This window comes from Dyella sp. (assembly GCF_036746095.1).
GTDB lineage: Bacteria > Pseudomonadota > Gammaproteobacteria > Xanthomonadales > Rhodanobacteraceae > Dyella_B.
Map to the genome: position 1 here is coordinate 60,281 of NZ_DAIOEU010000007.1, position 16,423 is coordinate 76,703.

The 16,423-nt window shown below is 61.9% G+C and carries 16 protein-coding genes; 10 read left to right on the plus strand and 6 right to left on the minus strand.

Annotated features, from left to right (window positions below; all coding sequences use genetic code 11):
• Positions 1-26: 26 nt before the first annotated feature.
• Positions 27-1,250: an MFS transporter gene (locus V7M64_RS05250; RefSeq protein ID WP_333677553.1), complete on the minus strand. Its 1,224-nt coding sequence runs from the start codon at positions 1,248-1,250 to the stop codon at positions 27-29.
• A gap of 190 nt (positions 1,251-1,440) precedes the next feature.
• Positions 1,441-1,938: a VOC family protein gene (locus tag V7M64_RS05255; protein WP_333677554.1), complete on the minus strand. Its 498-nt coding sequence runs from the start codon at positions 1,936-1,938 to the stop codon at positions 1,441-1,443.
• Between the two features lie 565 nt (positions 1,939-2,503).
• On the opposite strand from V7M64_RS05255, the gene V7M64_RS05260 reads away from it, so the two are divergent.
• From V7M64_RS05260 to V7M64_RS05275, 4 genes are all read left to right on the plus strand, one after another.
• Complete coding sequence (locus V7M64_RS05260; protein WP_333677555.1) at positions 2,504-3,853, plus strand: carbohydrate-binding protein; 1,350 nt, start codon at positions 2,504-2,506, stop codon at positions 3,851-3,853.
• Positions 3,854-4,106: 253 nt separating this feature from the next.
• On the plus strand, positions 4,107-5,657 hold the full coding sequence (locus tag V7M64_RS05265; protein WP_333677556.1) for a carbohydrate-binding protein: 1,551 nt from the start codon (positions 4,107-4,109) through the stop codon (positions 5,655-5,657).
• 374 nt (positions 5,658-6,031) lie between these two features.
• Positions 6,032-7,015: a sulfotransferase gene (locus V7M64_RS05270; RefSeq protein ID WP_333677557.1), complete on the plus strand. Its 984-nt coding sequence runs from the start codon at positions 6,032-6,034 to the stop codon at positions 7,013-7,015.
• A gap of 92 nt (positions 7,016-7,107) precedes the next feature.
• Entirely contained in the window at positions 7,108-7,950 is an 843-nt protein-coding gene (locus V7M64_RS05275; protein ID WP_333677558.1) for a DUF3014 domain-containing protein, read from the plus strand.
• 81 nt (positions 7,951-8,031) lie between these two features.
• On the opposite strand, the gene V7M64_RS05280 is transcribed toward V7M64_RS05275, so the two are convergent.
• Positions 8,032-9,219, minus strand: coding sequence for a YXWGXW repeat-containing protein (locus tag V7M64_RS05280; RefSeq protein ID WP_333677559.1), 1,188 nt, complete (start codon positions 9,217-9,219; stop codon positions 8,032-8,034).
• Between the two features lie 285 nt (positions 9,220-9,504).
• Between V7M64_RS05280 and V7M64_RS05285 the strand changes: the two genes are divergently transcribed.
• Complete coding sequence (locus tag V7M64_RS05285; protein ID WP_333677560.1) at positions 9,505-10,011, plus strand: DinB family protein; 507 nt, start codon at positions 9,505-9,507, stop codon at positions 10,009-10,011.
• On the opposite strand, the gene V7M64_RS05290 is transcribed toward V7M64_RS05285, so the two are convergent.
• Positions 10,008-10,808, minus strand: coding sequence for a glucose 1-dehydrogenase (locus V7M64_RS05290; protein WP_333677561.1), 801 nt, complete (start codon positions 10,806-10,808; stop codon positions 10,008-10,010). The genes V7M64_RS05285 and V7M64_RS05290 overlap by 4 nt on opposite strands.
• 72 nt (positions 10,809-10,880) lie before the next feature.
• On the opposite strand from V7M64_RS05290, the gene thpR reads away from it, so the two are divergent.
• From thpR to V7M64_RS05305, 3 genes are all read left to right on the plus strand, one after another.
• Positions 10,881-11,465 (plus strand): RNA 2',3'-cyclic phosphodiesterase, encoded by a 585-nt coding sequence (thpR, locus tag V7M64_RS05295; protein ID WP_333677562.1) that lies wholly within the window; start codon positions 10,881-10,883, stop codon positions 11,463-11,465.
• A 128-nt stretch (positions 11,466-11,593) separates the two neighbouring features.
• Positions 11,594-12,379 carry a methyltransferase gene (locus V7M64_RS05300; protein WP_333677563.1) on the plus strand — a complete coding sequence of 262 codons (786 nt, stop codon included), beginning with the start codon at positions 11,594-11,596 and terminating at the stop codon, positions 12,377-12,379.
• A gap of 86 nt (positions 12,380-12,465) precedes the next feature.
• Positions 12,466-12,660 (plus strand): hypothetical protein, encoded by a 195-nt coding sequence (locus tag V7M64_RS05305; RefSeq protein ID WP_333677565.1) that lies wholly within the window; start codon positions 12,466-12,468, stop codon positions 12,658-12,660.
• 18 nt (positions 12,661-12,678) lie between these two features.
• Here V7M64_RS05305 and V7M64_RS05310 read toward each other — a convergent pair whose 3' ends face one another.
• Entirely contained in the window at positions 12,679-13,803 is a 1,125-nt protein-coding gene (locus V7M64_RS05310; protein ID WP_333677567.1) for a glycoside hydrolase family 18 protein, read from the minus strand.
• A gap of 95 nt (positions 13,804-13,898) precedes the next feature.
• Here V7M64_RS05310 and V7M64_RS05315 point away from each other — a divergent pair, with 95 nt between their 5' ends.
• A complete protein-coding gene (locus V7M64_RS05315) occupies positions 13,899-14,105 on the plus strand; it encodes an oxidoreductase-like domain-containing protein (protein ID WP_333677639.1) in 207 nt (68 codons plus the stop codon).
• Here V7M64_RS05315 and V7M64_RS05320 read toward each other — a convergent pair whose 3' ends face one another.
• Positions 14,106-15,602: a peptidase S10 gene (locus V7M64_RS05320; protein ID WP_333677568.1), complete on the minus strand. Its 1,497-nt coding sequence runs from the start codon at positions 15,600-15,602 to the stop codon at positions 14,106-14,108. It lies immediately after the preceding gene.
• A 161-nt stretch (positions 15,603-15,763) separates the two neighbouring features.
• Between V7M64_RS05320 and V7M64_RS05325 the strand changes: the two genes are divergently transcribed.
• Positions 15,764-16,285 carry a hypothetical protein gene (locus V7M64_RS05325; protein ID WP_333677569.1) on the plus strand — a complete coding sequence of 174 codons (522 nt, stop codon included), beginning with the start codon at positions 15,764-15,766 and terminating at the stop codon, positions 16,283-16,285.
• Positions 16,286-16,423: the final 138 nt, after the last annotated feature.

Sequence of the window (16,423 nt, forward strand, 5' to 3'; positions counted from 1 at the left end):
CCAGGGCGTGTAGCCCAATCCCGCAGCTATGGGCTTTGCGACCGTGCATGCTCCTTCATCGCCTGCATCTGCAACACCAGCGCAAGCACGACCGAAGCCATCGCCGCCAGCGCGGCAAAACCATAGATGGCGTTGTAGCCCATGCCGCTGGCCGCCCAGCCGCCGAGCGGGCCGGTAAGCGCCATGGCGACGTCCATGAAAACCGAATACACGCCCAGTGCGGAGCCGCTGCTATGCGCCGGCACGCGGTGCACGGCTTCCACGCCCAGCGCCGGGAATACGAGTGAAAAGCCGAGGCCGGCGATGGCCGCGCCGATGCCGGCCATCACGGCGGTGTTGGCCAGGCACAACACGATCAGTCCGATGGCTTCCACCGACAGCGACACCATCGCAACGCGGTAACCCCCCACTCGCGGAATGGTGCGCGCAAAGATGAAGCGCACGCCCACGAACACGACGCCGAATACCGTCAGCGCCAGCGCAGCGTTCGACCAACCGTGCGCGGCGTAAAACAACGTGATGAAGGTGGCGATGCAGCCGAAGCCGATCGAGCCGAGCGCCAGCCCGATGCCGTAGGGCACCACGCGCGCGGCTACCGTCCGGAACGATGCACGTTCGCCGGCGATGGTGATAGTGGCGCGCTTCAGTTGCGCCAATGGCAACGCGGCGAGTGCCAGCACCAAGGTCGCTGCACCGATGATGGCGAAACCGTAGTGATGATCGAGCAGCACGCCCAGCGGCGCGCCTGCCGCCAGCGCGCCGTAGGTCGCCACACCGTTCCACGAAATCACGCGCGCGGTATGGCGATGTCCCACCTGGCCCATGCCCCAGGCGATGGCGCCCGTACCGACACAGCTTTCCGCGCAACCCAGGGCCAGGCGCGCGATGAAGATCAGGCCCAGACTCAGCCACGGCACGTGGCTGGCCAGCGCGGCCAGCAGCAAAAGCGCACCGCTGGCAGCGCACATCATGAGGCCGGTCATCACCGTGCGCTTGGGGCCTTTGGCATCGGCCATGCGCCCGGCGTGCGGCCGGCTGAGCAGGGTGGCTACGTATTGAATGCTGATCGCCAGGCCCGCCAGCATCGCGCCGAAGCCGAGATTCGTATTGACGAAACCGGGCAGCACGGCCAGCGACAGGCCGATGGTCAGATACGCCATGAAGGTGAACGCGACGGTGCTGAGAATCGCCAGCAGCACGCCGGACTGGCGGCCTTCCTGGGCCGCTGAAGAATGTGAGGCATCAGCCATGGTGGGAAAGACAGCAAAAGCCGGAGGGCAGCGACGATTATAGGTCGTCATGGTGCGGTGCGTCATGCATGGAGCGGGTCAATGCTTGCCCATTGATCGGAAAACGCAGTGCGTCGCGGCCTTGCTCGCCGGTTGGGGTGAAGCCTGGCATCGCCCTGTTTGGCCGTTCGGATGGGGTCTTGCGCGAAACCTACGCAGCAGCTTCCTGCAGTACATCCAGCTCCAGCTTCTTCATCGCCAGCACGGCTTTCATCACCCGCTGCGCTTTTTCCGGATTGCAAGACGTCAGCAGCTCGATCAATTGCACCGGTACCACCTGCCAGGAAACGCCGAAGCGGTCCTGCAGCCAGCCGCATTGCTGCGCGGCCGGCTCGCCGCCTTTCGACAGTGCATCCCAGTAGTGATCCACCTCTGCCTGCGTGCGGCAGTTCACCACCAGCGACATGGCGGGGCTGAACGTAAACACCGGGCCGCCATTGAGCGCGGTAAATGGCTGGCCGTCCAATTCAAACGCCACGGTCATCACTGAACCTTCGGGGCGGCGTGCGGCCCTGGCGCTTTCAATGTTGTAGCGAGTAGTGGCGAGGATGCGTGCGTTGTCGAATACCGACACGTAATAGTTCGCGGCTTGCTCGGCTTCCTCGTTGAACCAAAGGAAGGGCGAGATGCGCTGGAAGCGATCGTTCATGGCTGATGTCTCCGTGGGGAAGGGCTTGTCCATGCGACGAGCGTAGCTGCCCGGGTTCGACAATGGCGCCGGTGTTTTGCATCGGAGAACACCCAGGCATGCTGACTATCGTTGTCACGCATGTCTGGTTTTTTCCACGGCACCTAACCGAGCCCTGCGTGCTCATCCTGCCGCGTTGTTTTGGCCCGATCGGGATGTGCTTGCCCAGGACGATTGATGAGGCGCGCATCGGTGTCGCGGCCATGGCTGTTGCAATGCAACGGCAAAAACCTGCGTTTCCGGCGTTTTGCGCATGTCGATGTGCATGCGGCGTGAATGCATGGCGCGCTCACATGACATTTTTTCCTTTGCGATGGGAATCACGTTCTAGCGTGGGCAAATCGGCCAATCGCACTGGACAACGTTGTCATGCGAGGCCAATACTCGCGCCACTTTGCAGCTTCATGACAACACGCGGTGCTACGCAGGAAGCGGTTGGCGACTGTCCCCCATGGCCGTCCGGAATGCGGTCGTGAATCGCCGATGGTCTTTTCACTTGTCCGTTCATCCGTCTGGAGACAGTCACATGCTTGAGAAGAAGTCGACGAAGTGGTCCACCCTGGCCTTGAGTTCGCTGAGCACCGCCGTGGGTGCTGCGATTTCCACCACCGTACTGACGGTGGCGCCAGTGCAAGCCGTGCATGCCCAAAGCACGTGCGCCGCGCCGTGGAGCGCAAGCACCATTTACACCGCTGGCAACACGGCCAGCGAGAACGGCACCAATTACAAGGCGAACTGGTGGACGCAGGGCAACGACCCGGCCACCAACAACGGTGGTCCGGGCAGCGGCCAGCCGTGGACGTCGCAGGGTTCGTGCACATCGACGCCGACCCCCACTCCGACGCCGACGCCCACCCCGACGCCCACCCCGACACCCACACCCACTCCAACTCCAACCCCTACACCAACACCCACGCCTGCACCCGGCGGCTTCGTGTTCAGTCCGTATAAGGACATCACCATCAATCTCAACTGGAATACCAACGTCATGCAGACCGCGGTGACCGGTTCCACGATCCCGGTGGTGGGCAGCGGCAGCCTGTATTCCAGCTACGAACCCAACCTGCCGGCGATTACGCTGGCGTTCGCTACCGGCGCGTGCGGCAGTGAAAACTGGGGCGGCGTATCGTCGTCCGGTTTCGTTTCCGGCAATATCAATGCGCTCAACAGCGCCGGCTTGAACTACATCGTATCGACCGGTGGCCAGGCAGGTACGTTTACCTGCTCGTCGCCATCGGCTTTCGAGAGTTTCATCGCGAGGTATTACACGTCGCACATGATCGGCGTGGACTTCGACATCGAAGGCGGCCAGACGCAGACGGATATCCAGCAATTGGTAGCCGACGTGGCCGCTGCACAATCGCAGTATCCGAACCTGCGCTTCTCCTTCACGGTGGCAACGCTGGGTGCATCGGATGGCAGCTATGGCAGCGTCAATCAACTGGGGCAATGGGTGATCCAGGCGGTCAAGGCATCCAGCCCCGCGATCAACCACTACACCATCAACCTGATGACGATGGATTACGGCGGCACCAGTGCGGCCAACTGCGTGGTGGTGAATGGTGCGTGCGAGATGGGGCAGTCCGCGATTCAAGCGGCGACCAATGTGGAGCACACCTATGGCATCGCGGCCAGCCACATCGAGCTGACGCCGATGATCGGCCAGAACGATTCGCAAGGCGAAATCACCACGCTGGCCGATATCGATGCCATCACCAATTACGCCACCGCAAACGGCCTGGCCGGCGTGCACTTCTGGTCGCTGGATCGCGACACGCCGTGCGCGGCGGGTTCGGCTTCGGCCACGTGCAATTCGTATCCCAGCGTGGGAGTGCTGGGATACACCAATGAGATCCTGAAGGATCTCGGCAAATAACAAGCAGGGACATCAAGGGAAATCCCCCGCAGCGATCCGGCGTATTTGCCGGATCGCTGCGGACGCTATAGCGCGGAAGGCGGATTGGCGGAGGCGCGCCGCGTCGATGCGAGCGATCGCAGACCCTGTTCAACGCAATACCGGTGCATGGATGCGTGACGGCGTCCGCTCCCGCATGGCCGCCCGGAATGCGGTCATCACCACGCCGCTATTTCTCACCTGTAACGGTTCATCCAATTGTGGAGACAGTCCCATGCAAGTGAAGAGATCAACGAAGTGGTCCACCTTGACAATGAGTTCATTGGGCACCGCCATCTGCGCGGCGCTTTCCACCACCGTGCTCACCGTGGCGCCCGTGCAAACCGTGCATGCGCAAGCCACCTGCGCAGCACCCTGGGTGTCGACCGATGTGTATGTCGCTGGCAACCAGGCCAGCGAGAACGGCGTCAACTACGTCGCGAATTTCTGGACGCAAGGTAATGATCCGGCCACCAGCAATGGTGGTGCAGGAAGTGGCGAACCGTGGACGTCGCAAGGCTCGTGCGGTGGTTCGCCGACGCCGACGCCGACGCCGACTCCCACAGGCTGCGATCCAGTCTGGAATGCTTCCACCGCTTACAACGGCGGCGCGGAAGTCAGCGAGAACAGCGTCAACTACAAGGCGAATTTCTGGACGCAGAACCAGAACCCCGCCACCAACAATGGCGCCGCCGGCAGCGGTGCGCCATGGACGTCGCTGGGGGCTTGCAACGGTTCGCCAACACCCACCCCAACTCCCACGCCGACACCAACACCCACTCCGACACCAACACCCACGCCAACTCCGACCCCCGCACCGGGCGGCTTCGTGTTCAGTCCGTACAAGGACATGAGCATCAACATGAACTGGAATACCTATGCGATGTCCACGGAAGTTACCGGCTCGCTGATTCCGGTCGTCGGCAGCGGCAGTTTGTATTCCAACGACGTGCCGCAACTGCCGGCGATTTCCATCGCATTCGCGACAGGTGAATGCGGTAGCGAAAGCTGGGCCGGTGTGACGCCGGCGGAATTCATCTCGGCGAACATCACGCCGGGTGCGGCCAATTCGCTGGCCAGTGCAGGCTTGCACTACATCATCTCGACCGGTGGCGCGGACGGTGTGTTCACCTGTGGATCGCCGTCCGCGTTCGAAAGCTTTATTGCCAAGTACTACACCGCGCAAATGGTCGGCGTGGATTTCGATATCGAGGGCGGGCAATCGCAAGCGGAAATCCAGCAATTGGTAGCAGACGTGGCGGCCGCGCAATCGCAGTATCCGAACCTGCGCTTCTCCTTCACGCTGGCCACGCTGGGCGCATCCGATGGCAGCTATGGCGGCGTGAATCAACTGGGGCAGTGGGTGATCCAGGCGATCCAGTCGGCCAGCCCAGCGATCAATCACTACACCATCAACCTGATGACGATGGACTACGGCGGCGCCATTCCCTCCAACTGCGTGGTGGCAAATGGTGTCTGCGAAATGGGCCAATCAGCAGTGCAGGCGGTGGTGAATCTTGAGCACGGCTATGGCATCCCGGCCAGCCACATCGAGCTGACGCCGATGATCGGCCAGAACGATGCGGCCGGCGAAATCACTACGCTGGCGGATATCGACACCATTACCAACTACGCAACCGCCAACGGTCTGGCCGGCGTGCATTTCTGGTCGCTGGATCGCGACACACCCTGTGCAGCCGGCTCGGCCTCGGCAACCTGCAACTCGTACCCGAGCGTGGGCCAGCTGGGTTACACCAACGAAATCCTCAAGGACATCGGTAAGTAGCGATAGGAGTAGAGGAATCCGTGCTGGCCGGGGAAACAGGCCTGGCCGGCACGGCGGCGAGGTCGCCGCTGGTGTGTTGCAGCGGGAAACAGGCGAACACGCGCGCGTGACATTCCGCACGTTGGGGTGCGCGTCGCCGTCGGAGGGAGTGGCGGCCGCAAGGGGAAATCAGTTGAACGGAACACACCGGTCGGTGGTTGCCGGCAAGCGGCCGGGCTCGACTTAAGGCAATACAGGTATTTTTGTGGACAGAGCGGGGAGGGATGTGTAAGTTGTGTCAACTTACGGCAGCCTGACGTGTCCGCTCGCTTTGATGGGTGCACGGGTCCAGGTTCCAGCAGCCAATAAAAATAAGCAGGGGGCGTCAGCTGCTCATGCAAAGAACGTTTGTTGTTGGGTGTCCGCGTTCGGGCACCACGATCGTGCAGGCCATGCTGGCGCGGCATCCGCAAATTTTCACCCTTCCGGAAACCGATTTCTTTCCTCGTTTGCTAGGCGGTCTCGGCCACCGCTTCGGCGATGAGGGCGCGCAACCGCGCCGGCGCAATATCGCGCGTCGCCTCGGTCTGACGCGCCGTTATGGCAGGCGCCAATACACTGCATTGCAGCGTTCGCTGCTGGGTGACGACCAGGCATCGCCGCGCGCGCCGTGGCTGGTGGACACGTGCGTAAAGCGTTTCTTCGCCACACTGGATCAACTCGCCGAGCGCGCAGGACGCGCCGTGTGGATCGAAAAAACACCGCATCACTTGCTGTATCTGCCCGAGATCGAACGCTACCTGCCGGAGGCGCGTTTCATCCATGTGATTCGCCCCGGCATGGACGTGCTGGCCTCGATCATGGATGCGCATCTGCGCTACAACAACACGTCGTTCAATGGTGGCTTGCGGTTGTGGACGCGCCGCTGGAATCGCGCGGTGGACATCCATCGCACCTGCATCGGCGTACGCAATCATTATTTTGTCTTCCTGGAAGATCTGGTGCGGCAGCCGGCGGTGGAGTGGCAACGGCTGTGCAAATTCCTGGAGCTGCCGACCGATCTCGAACTTGACCAGACCTGCCATCAGCATATTGCCGATCCCACGGCGGAACCCTGGAAACAGGCCGCGTTGAGTGGCCTGCCGCAGCCGGCGGACAGCAAGGTGGAACAGTTGTTCGGCCCGCAATTGCGCGAATGGCTGCGCGAAAAACTGAGCAGCTATGAAGACCTGTATGCCGCCAGCAGCCTGGCCTACAACCGCGATGACAGCTTCGGCATGCCAGTGCTCGCGCCAACGAAAAGGCGCGACGACAAGGCTGCCCTCGAAACCGATGCGCTCGCGACGATCGCCAAGGAGGGACGTTTCCGCGTCGCTTGATGGATGCAGCATGAAGCGGCGGGTTTCATGCCGAACGAATATCGTGCATGCCTGTCACAATGGGCACTCCCCTCCGTGAAACAGGCAGTATCGTGAATCGTAGAGTCCCCAAGCAGACTTCGTACGGCGGTTGGATCGCAGCCGTCATTGTCGTCTTCGCCGTGGTGGCGGCGGGTATTTATCTGGTGCAGTGCGCCATGCATCCGGTGGCATCACCCACTCCTTTGGCAACGCCGGCCCCAGCACAAACCGCTCAGCAACCTGCCAGGGCATCGTCGGTCATCCAGCATCCGATTGCCGAAGCAAATGCAGGACCGGCGTCGGCATCCACGGCCGCATTGCCGCCCCTGATGGATAGCGACGCCAGCGTGCGCGAGGCACTCGAGGGCATGATCCACGGCGGCAAGCTTGGTTCGCTGCTGCAGAGCCAGATCATTTCGCGCGTGGTCGCAACCGTCGATGCATTGCCGCGCCAGGCCATGGGCAGCACCAATATCCTGCCATTGCGCACGCCAAGCGGCACGCTGCTGACGGAACAGGCCAACGGCGCCACCGTCATCACCGCCCGCAATGCAGAACGTTATGCAACCTACATGACGGTGTTGAACGATGTCGATCCGCACATGCTGGTGACCTGGTACAAGCACAACTACCCGCTGTTTCAGGAAGCCTATCGGGAGCTGGGTTATCCGCATGGCTACTTCAACGACCGTTTGGTCGTTGCGATCGATGACATGCTGGCCGCACCCGATGTGCATGATCCGGTTGCGGTGGTGCGCTCAGGTGCGCACTACCATTTCGTCGACGCCCAGTTGCAAGCGCTGTCGAATGGCCAGAAGCTGATGGTGCGAATGGGGCCGGCGAACGAGGAGCAGTTCAAGGCGAAGTTGCGCATGATCCGCACATTGCTGGCGGGTGGGCAGCTAGGGCACTAGGTCGCAGCGGCATATGTGACGTTGAGTTTTGACAAGGCCCGGATATCCGGGCCTTTTCATGTGACCATCGAACCCGTGCTGTTATCCGCGGCGCGGCGCATGCCCACCGCTGGCGCCGTGGAATGCGCCACCTGACGGATGTGGCGCGGGGGCAGGGCGATACGCACGGTATTGCGGCGCGGCGGGCGCATGGTATTGAGGCTGCGGGCGATAGGCGGGCGCCGCATGAAAAGCGGGTGCCGCGCGGTAAGCCGTTGCCGGTGCCCGATAGGTGTTCATGATCGGCCGAGCCGGATGGCTTGCAGGTGCAACACCGGTAACGCCGCCAGGCCGATAGACATTCCTGTAGAGGCCTGTTGGACGTGCCACGTTCGCCGTGCCCGCCGTATTCGCATGCGGCGCGAAGTTGGCCGAACGCAGGCCCGGATTGCTGCCCACCGTTGGCGGTGCGTGTACCACATGGTCGTTCATGCGCTGCGCATTGAATGCCGATGGCCTGAATTGGCTGCCGCGAGCAGGTGTCAGGCCTGCACTGTTGAAAGCGCCGGGCCGTTGCGTGGCGGCGATCGGCGGGTCGCCATGATTGAACGTGGCGCGCATCGCCGGGTTATGGCTGGCCAGGGTCATCTGTCGTTGCTGCGCGGCGATCGGTCCCATGCGCGAGTGGCGGGCGAAGGCAGCCTCTTGCGGCGTGGCGTGGGCCATCACCCCGCCGCGGCCGCCGTTGTAGCTGACGCGGTTGACGTGGTTGATCACTGTCTTGTCATAGACATGGGTGATGTGCACGTTGTTGATGCGGTTGACGCTGCGGTTGTAATAAAAACCGCCGTGGCCCCAATAGCCGCCGGCATAGCCCACGCCGGTATAGCCGCAGCCGTAATGGATGCCGCCGTAGAAGCCCACGTGGTAACCCCAGTAGCCGCGATGGAAGACGTAGAAGCCATCATTCCAGCCCCAATAGCCCGGTGTCCACAGCGCACCATAGAACGGCGCGATCACCCAGGTGCCGGGCACCCAGTAATACTCGGCGCCATCCCAAGCCCAATAACCAGGGGTCCAGATGTAGCCGGGACCGGGAATGGGCGGCTGCTCGTAGACAGGCAGTGGCGGGGGCGGGACGCCTACGGAAACGCCGACGCCGATGTATACCCCGGCCTCGGCTTTTTGTGGCAATGCCGCGAGTGCGGCTATCGCGCCAAGCAGACCCGCCAGCGCGCGCACGAGCAAGGTGCGCCCGGAAACTTGCTGCGTAAGGCTGGTGGTTTTCATGGCGTTTCCTCCTGGGTCTGCACCGTACTAGAGAAAACGCAGGAAGAATCGCCACGTTGCCTTCACGACACGTGACAAGTTCGCAGCGGTTCAGCAGCATACGCATGCGTGCCGCCTGCACGAAGCGTGCAACTCCTTGTGTGGGTGCAAGTTTGCTGTTTTCCGAATCACCGCTAAACGGAAAACGTGAGCATTTGCTTAGATGAACCATGGCGATGCGGATCGTTCGGGATTTGTTGTTCCGCCGCGAGCCGGAATCGGCGTCAATCAAACCAAGGAAAACTTATGCCTCAGCTTCGTCATCTGCAGATGCTCACCCGCTACCGCGCATGGGCCGATCGCTTGCTTTTCCAGGCGCTGGCCGATGTGCCCGAAGCGTCGCTGACGGCCACGCAGCCGATCGTGTTCGGCAACTTGTTGCGCACGTTGCATCACGCTTACTGCATGGACAAAGTGTGGAGCGCGCATCTGCAAGGCATGCCGCACGGTTACACCTCGCGCAATCCGGAGGAATGCCCATCATTCGCCGGGTTGCGTGCCGCCCAGGCGGAGATCGACGAATGGTACGTGCGCTACGCCGACACGCTCGATACGCAGGCGTGCGATGACATCGTGCGATTCACGTTCATCGGGGGCGGTGAAGGGGAGATGCGCCGTGGCGACATTCTTGTGCACGTCGTCAACCATGCAACCTACCATCGCGGGCACGTGGCGATGATGATGTACGGCATCGCGGTGCCGCCGCCGACCACCGATCTTCCCGTCTTTCTGCGTGACGGGTTGAGTGACTAAACGTACTGCATCTTGATCGTCATGCCGCCGTCGACGACGAAACGCTGGCCGGTAACGAAACGCGCGGCATCGCCGAGCAGATAGACGGCCAAGGCGCCGATGTCTTCCGGTGTGCCCACGCGTCCGGCAGGATGCTGTGCGTGATCCCGCTTGCCCAGCTTGGGTGCATGGCGTTCTGACGGTTTCTTCCAGGCGTCTGTGGCGATCCAGCCGGGCAGGATCGCGTTCACGCGTACTTGCGGTCCCGCGCTTACGGCCATGGCATGCGTGAGCGCGACCAGTCCGCCTTTGGTGGCCGCGTAGGCTTCGGTATCCGGCTCGGATTGCAGTGCGCGGGTGGAGGCGATATGGATGATCGCGCCACCGGCAGCTTGCAACGCCGGCAACGCATGTTTGCTGCACAGGAAGGCGCCGGTGAGGTTGGTGGCGAGGTAACGGTTCCAGGTCTCCAGCGGCAATTCGTGCAAGGGACCTTGATGCGGATCGGCGATACCGGCGTTGTTCACCAGGCCGTGGAGTTGTCCGAAGCGGTCGAGCGCGGCCTTGATCCAATGGCGCACGCTGCTCTCGCGCGACACGTCCAGTTGACGGAAGGCGGCGCGATCACCTGCTTGCCATTCCTGCAGACAGGCTTTTCCGGCATCCGCATCCAGGTCGCCGATCATCACACTGCCGCCCGCGCCGAGCACGGCCTGTGCAATGCCGCGGCCGATGCCCTGCGCGCCGCCCGTGACCAACACGGCACGACCGTGCAATGGTTGAGCATGGTAGGCGGCGATGGCAGGTGCCTTGGGCATGGTGATTTGTCCGTGATGAGTCGCTGGGCATCGTAGTGCATGCCTGCATGACGAATGCGTTACCCTGGACGGATGAGCAGGATCGAACCCTCTGCGCCCCAGGTTGCCGCGCGTAGCGAAACACATCGTCTGTTCTTTGCACTGATGCCGGATGCCGTTACGCGTCATGAAATCAATCATGTCGCCGCATGGGTGCAGCAACAGCATCCCGAGTTGCGCGCGCGTTGGGTACGGCCCGAGCGGTTCCATGCCACCCTGAATTTTCTCGGTGATTTTCCGGTGCTGACGGATGAGGCGGTGGCGAAGGCGAGTGCCGCGGCCCATGGCGTGCGTGCAGCACCGTTTGCGTGGGCCTTGGATTATGTCGACAGCTTCCGCGGCCGCGAGCCGCCTTGCGTGCTGCGTGGTTCGCAGGTGCCGGAGCCGTTGCTGGCATTGCGGCGGAACATGCACGCAACACTTGTCGAGACAGGTTTGCGGCTACGCAACGAACGCCAGTTCACGCCGCACGTCACCCTGGCCTATGCCCGGCACGCACTGCCGCAAGCGACGCCGGTACCGCGCCTGGTTTGGCAGGTCGACCGCTTCGTGCTGGTGCATAACGTAGTGGGGAAGGGCGATTATCAGGTTCTTGGGACTTGGGGATTGTCTGGCTAGGGATACTCTGATCTGTTCCACCCGCCCGGCATGCATCCCTGGCCCAGCGAATGGGCCACAAGTCACCTAGGCGGCACTTGTGAGCGGGGAGCACAATCCACGGGCTTCCCAACCCTCAGGAGATCGTCATGCGTTCGATATCCGTTGTACTGCTTGCGGCATTGGCTGTGCCAGGGGCTACCCTGCTGGCACAGACACCGCAAGCGAATCATATGCATGCTCTGCAGTACGTACCGCCCTATGTTCGTGCCGCGGTGGCCGATCCGGCACGCGGGCAGGACACCAGCAACGATGCGCGCCGCAAGATCACTGACGTGATGGTTTTCAGCGAAGTGAAACCGGGCGAAAAAGTATTGGAACTGATCCCCGGCAGCGGTTATTTCACGCGCGTGTTCAGCAATATCGTTGGCGCGAAAGGCCATGTCTACGCGCTCTGGCCCGATGAGTACGTCAAGGTCGATGGTGACGAATTCCCGCCATTCCAGAAGCTGGTGGCCGATCCACATTATTCGAACGTGAGCATACTCAAGCAGCCAGCCGCGCAGCTGAGCGTGCCCGAGCCGGTGGATATCGTGTTCACCTCGCAGAACTATCACGATTACCCGGACAAGTTCATGGGTAAGGTGGATATGGTGGCATTCGACAAGCAGGTCTACAACGCGCTCAAGCCCGGTGGCTTGTTCATCGTGATCGATCACGTGGCGCCGGCGGGATCAGGCATGGCGGATACGGATACCTTGCATCGCATCGATCCGGCGATCGTGAAGAAGCAGGTGGAATCGGCGGGTTTCGTGTTTGCCGGCGAAAGCGGTGCGCTGCGCAATCCGAATGATCCGCATACGATCAAGGTGTTCGACAAATCGATCCAGGGGCATACGGATCAATTCATGTATCGGTTCCGCAAGCCGGGTTGATGTTCATCGGATAACCACATGGCCGTCATCCCCGCGAAAGCGCACTACTGTCCGGGCAAAATGAAGTTCTCCAGAAATGCGCGGGCATGGCACCCAGCGTCGAAAATTCTCCATGGAAATTCAGTGCCACAGCTCGTCATTCCAGCGAAAGCTGGAATCCAGTGCCTTTGCAGATTTTCAAGTCGCTGGATTCCAGCTTTCGCTGGAATGACGTTGTTTTAGCTTTCCTGCAAGGACGGGAGAAAATTTCTCCGGACAGCAGTGCGCTTTCGCGGGAATGACGGCCATTGAAGCATGTTTTAGCGACTCAATCCTTTCCAAATCGCATCCAGCAATTCATCCGTCGGATCCGTCGTCTGCTCCCAATACATGATCCCGCCCAGATGCTCCGCTTTCACGTAAGCCGCCTTCGCCGCCATCGACTGCGGATCGTCATAAGTAATGAAGCTGCGCGTCTTCGCGTTCCATAGCCACGGCGCCTGCGCAACCTTGTCCCAGTGGCGCACGTAGCCTTGCTTGTCGATGAAGTGCTGCTTCAACACCGGCCACGGAACCATGTCCTGGAAATGCCCGTAGGTCTGATACAGGCCATCGTGCTCGGGTTTCACGTCCGCGAATTCGCGGCCATACATCGCTGCGCCAATCAGCAATTTCTGCGGCGGCACGCCGGCGGCAAGGAACTGCTGCGCGGCGCGGTCGGTGGTGCGGCCGTCGCCCTGAATCAGCGGCGAGGCGTGCAGGCCGGTGTGATGACCTGTCGTTGGCGTGTTCGCGTTGACGAAGTCGTAGGTCATCAAGTTGAACCAATCCAGCAATGGATTGATCGCTGGAATGTCGATGTCGCTGACGAACGGGCCATCGGCAATCGCCACGCTCAGGGTGTAGTGCTTGCCATCCGTTTTACCGATGCGGTCGAGGCTGTCGCGGACGGCTTTCAGCAGCAAGGTGAAGTTGGCCTTATCGTCGGGGCTGGATTTGATGCCCGACTCGTGGTGGCCGGGATATTCCCAATCCACGTCGAGGCCATCGGCATGCTGGCTGGAGAGCATGTGCGCGGCGGTGTCGGCGAACAGCTGGCGCCCTTCGGCCGTGCTGGCGGCTTCGGAAAAGCCGCCGGTGGTCCAGCCGCCTACCGACACGTCCACCTTGAGCTTGGGGTTGTCGGCCTTGAGCGCGAGCAGCTTCTGCAAGCCCGCCGCATGCTTGTCATCAAGGCTGACGCGGCCATCCTTGAACTGCGCAAAGGCGAAGATCAGCGTGTCGATCTTGCCGACGTCCTTGGTCTGCGCCGGTTCCCAGCCGGTGGCGTAGCCGACGACGCGGTACGGTGAAGTGCCTGCCGCGGCAGCGCTGTTCGCTGCACATAGCAACGACAGCGCAAGCGCGGCCATCCAGCGGCCTGGGCGAAATGGAACGTGATGCATCGGTGCATTCCCTCTATGAAAACGACGATTCACCGCTGCGCTTGATGCCACGGCGGCGGGCTACCATGTTGATGATGTCTGATTTCCGCTTGCACATGAACGACACATCTTCCCCAACCGAAAATATCCTGCACGACGATCCGCCACCGCGCCCACCGATCGAGCCCGATGCCGGCGATTGCTGCGGCAACGGTTGCGATCCCTGCATCTTCGACTTGTATGAGGAAGCGCGGCAGCACTATCGCCATGCTTTGGCAGCATGGCGTGAGCGTCACCCAGGCGTGGACCCGGAAACACGCTGATCAGCGCGCGCCGTACATCGCCTTGACGTCTTGCAGGAACGCCGCCTGGCTGCTCGGCCGCGTGTAGAACATGTGGCCGCCGGGATATTCCTTGACCTGTACGCGCGTGGGATCGCCCATGTCCGGCATCTGGTCCACGATCAGCACGGAAGCCATGAAGGGACAGGACAGATCGTCCCAGCCGTGTGCAATCAGCACGCGCAGGTTGGGATCGTTGGCGACGGCTTCGCGCAGCTGTTTCACCGAGCCTTCGTTGGCGTCATCGTCGTCGTGCCAGGCCTTGTTCACGTCATAGCTCAGCGCGCTGTAGCGGCCGTCGTATTTCCAGCCCACGGTTTGCGTGACGAAGTTGACCATCGCGGTGGTGGTCGGCGCGATGATGCCGTTGAGGATCGGGTCGCCGCCCACCTGGTGCGGCGCATACGGGAACGGGTCCCATGCGGTGACGTTGGAGTCGTAGCGGCTGCCGAGCTTGCCTTCGCTGCGATACACCTCGCGTAGGTAAGCCTGCGTTTCGATGCGTCCACCGGAACGTTTGACGAACACCGGATCGAGGCCGGTGAGTTCGGTCACCTTCTTGATCATCGCGTCGGTGGCGGCCGGGTCGGTGTGGCCCCGCATCAGGGTGACGGCGTAATCACCGCGCGTGTAGTCGATGATCGGTGCCATCGCATCGGCGGTCAGCCGGTGCTCGCGCTCCAGATGCGCGGCGGCGATGGAGGGCAGGGTGAGCATCCACGGCAGCGGCGACACGTTGTCGTTGTCGGACGCGGCAGCGTCGAGGTACGGCGACAGCAGCACCACGCCGTTCATCGCCACGCCCAGCTGGGTCTGCAGGTATTCGGTGATGCGCGGCCCACGGAAGCCGCCGTAGCTTTCGCCCACCAGGTATTTGCGCGATTCCATGCGGCCGTTCTTCACCAGCCAGTCGTAGATGATGCGCGAGAGATAGGTGATGTCGCTGTCGGTGCTGTAGAACAGCTTGGTGGCCTTGTCCTGCGGCACCAGCGCGCGGCTGTAGCCGGTGCCGATCGGATCGATGAAGACCAGGTCGGTGAAGCCGAGCCAGGTGCCGGGATTGTCATGCAGCACGGCAGGATCGGAAGGGTTGGCGCCGTCCACGCCGAAATTCACCCGCTTGGGGCCGATCGCGCCGAAATTGAGGTAGACCGACGAAGCGCCCGGACCACCATTGAGGGCAAAGGTCACCGGTCGATGCTTGCCTGGCATCGTGTAAGCGGTGAACACCACCTGCCCGGTGATCGTGCCTTTCTCGTCGCGCACCGGCAGCTTGCCGACGGTGACGGTGTATTTCAGCGTACGTCCGTCGACGTCGACGGACTGGCCCACGTGCGCATCGGCCGGCAGTGGCGGCAGATGGAACGCATCGGCGCCATCTTGGGTGGATGCAGCCTTGGCATCGTCGGCGGCATGAACGATAGGCACCACGGCAACGAGCAGCGCGGCGAGCAGGGCGGATGGCAGGGTCTTGCGCACGAGGCTTCCTTCAAGTGCATGAAATCCGGCAAGGGTAGCCAAGCACGCGCCTGCGGCATTGTGCCCAAAGGCATGGGTCACGGTTCTGGGCGACTAAAGATTGAAGCAGTTGCTGCGCTGCATTAAATTCGGCGCTGATTTTGGGGACACAGGGGTTACATATGAAACGTTTTCTGGTGCTTGCCACCACGGCGCTGCTGGCTGCTTGCGGCGGGCAGAATGTGCACCAAGCCGCACCGCTCAGCGATCTGGTGAAGCCGGGCACGACGCCTTGGCTCACCGTGACCGGCGGCGCGGACAAGCTCGAAGTGCGTGGACTGGACCACAAACTTACGCTGGAACCGTCGCCGGATCTGGCGACAGCCGTGCAATCGCAGCTTGGCGCACAGCTGGCCGCCAACTATGTGCAGGACCTGGTGGTGACCTGCAACGGGCTGACCACCAGCCTGCGCGTCCATGAAGACAAGTCGCCCGGCAACGTCGCGATGGAGCTGGGCTTGCATTGCTCGCTGTGGGCGCATGGTTTTGAGACCGATCACGACTACAAGACGCAGCCGTCCGCATCGGTGGCGGGTGGCGTGGGTGATCAGGCGTATGCGCAGGCATTGCCCAAGCTGCTGGCCGACGGCGCGGAAGATATCGCCGCGCAGATGCGTGGGGACATTCGCAAAGTGGCGCGTTGAATCGCCGAGTAGAGCATGCCCTTCTCCGATGGGGAGGGGGGCGAGGGTACGATCAGCGTGCAATAGATGAAGGCTTGCGATGAGTTGGCATGGCGCTTCGCCCGAGCCCTCACCTCCAGCCCCTCTCCCGATGGGAGA

Excerpts from the sequence above, each read along its gene's own strand:
- V7M64_RS05250 (WP_333677553.1), bottom strand. The coding sequence starts at position 1,250 with ATGGCTGATGCCTCACATTCTTCAGCGGCCCAGGAAGGCCGCCAGTCC.
- V7M64_RS05255 (WP_333677554.1), bottom strand. The coding sequence starts at position 1,938 with ATGAACGATCGCTTCCAGCGCATCTCGCCCTTCCTTTGGTTCAACGAG.
- V7M64_RS05260 (WP_333677555.1), top strand. The coding sequence starts at position 2,504 with ATGCTTGAGAAGAAGTCGACGAAGTGGTCCACCCTGGCCTTGAGTTCG.
- V7M64_RS05265 (WP_333677556.1), top strand. The coding sequence starts at position 4,107 with ATGCAAGTGAAGAGATCAACGAAGTGGTCCACCTTGACAATGAGTTCA.
- V7M64_RS05270 (WP_333677557.1), top strand. The coding sequence starts at position 6,032 with ATGCAAAGAACGTTTGTTGTTGGGTGTCCGCGTTCGGGCACCACGATC.
- V7M64_RS05280 (WP_333677559.1), bottom strand. The coding sequence starts at position 9,219 with ATGAAAACCACCAGCCTTACGCAGCAAGTTTCCGGGCGCACCTTGCTC.
- V7M64_RS05285 (WP_333677560.1), top strand. The coding sequence starts at position 9,505 with ATGCCTCAGCTTCGTCATCTGCAGATGCTCACCCGCTACCGCGCATGG.
- V7M64_RS05290 (WP_333677561.1), bottom strand. The coding sequence starts at position 10,808 with ATGCCCAAGGCACCTGCCATCGCCGCCTACCATGCTCAACCATTGCAC.
- thpR (WP_333677562.1), top strand. The coding sequence starts at position 10,881 with ATGAGCAGGATCGAACCCTCTGCGCCCCAGGTTGCCGCGCGTAGCGAA.
- V7M64_RS05300 (WP_333677563.1), top strand. The coding sequence starts at position 11,594 with ATGCGTTCGATATCCGTTGTACTGCTTGCGGCATTGGCTGTGCCAGGG.
- V7M64_RS05305 (WP_333677565.1), top strand. The coding sequence starts at position 12,466 with ATGGCACCCAGCGTCGAAAATTCTCCATGGAAATTCAGTGCCACAGCT.
- V7M64_RS05310 (WP_333677567.1), bottom strand. The coding sequence starts at position 13,803 with ATGCATCACGTTCCATTTCGCCCAGGCCGCTGGATGGCCGCGCTTGCG.
- V7M64_RS05315 (WP_333677639.1), top strand. The coding sequence starts at position 13,899 with ATGAACGACACATCTTCCCCAACCGAAAATATCCTGCACGACGATCCG.
- V7M64_RS05325 (WP_333677569.1), top strand. The coding sequence starts at position 15,764 with ATGAAACGTTTTCTGGTGCTTGCCACCACGGCGCTGCTGGCTGCTTGC.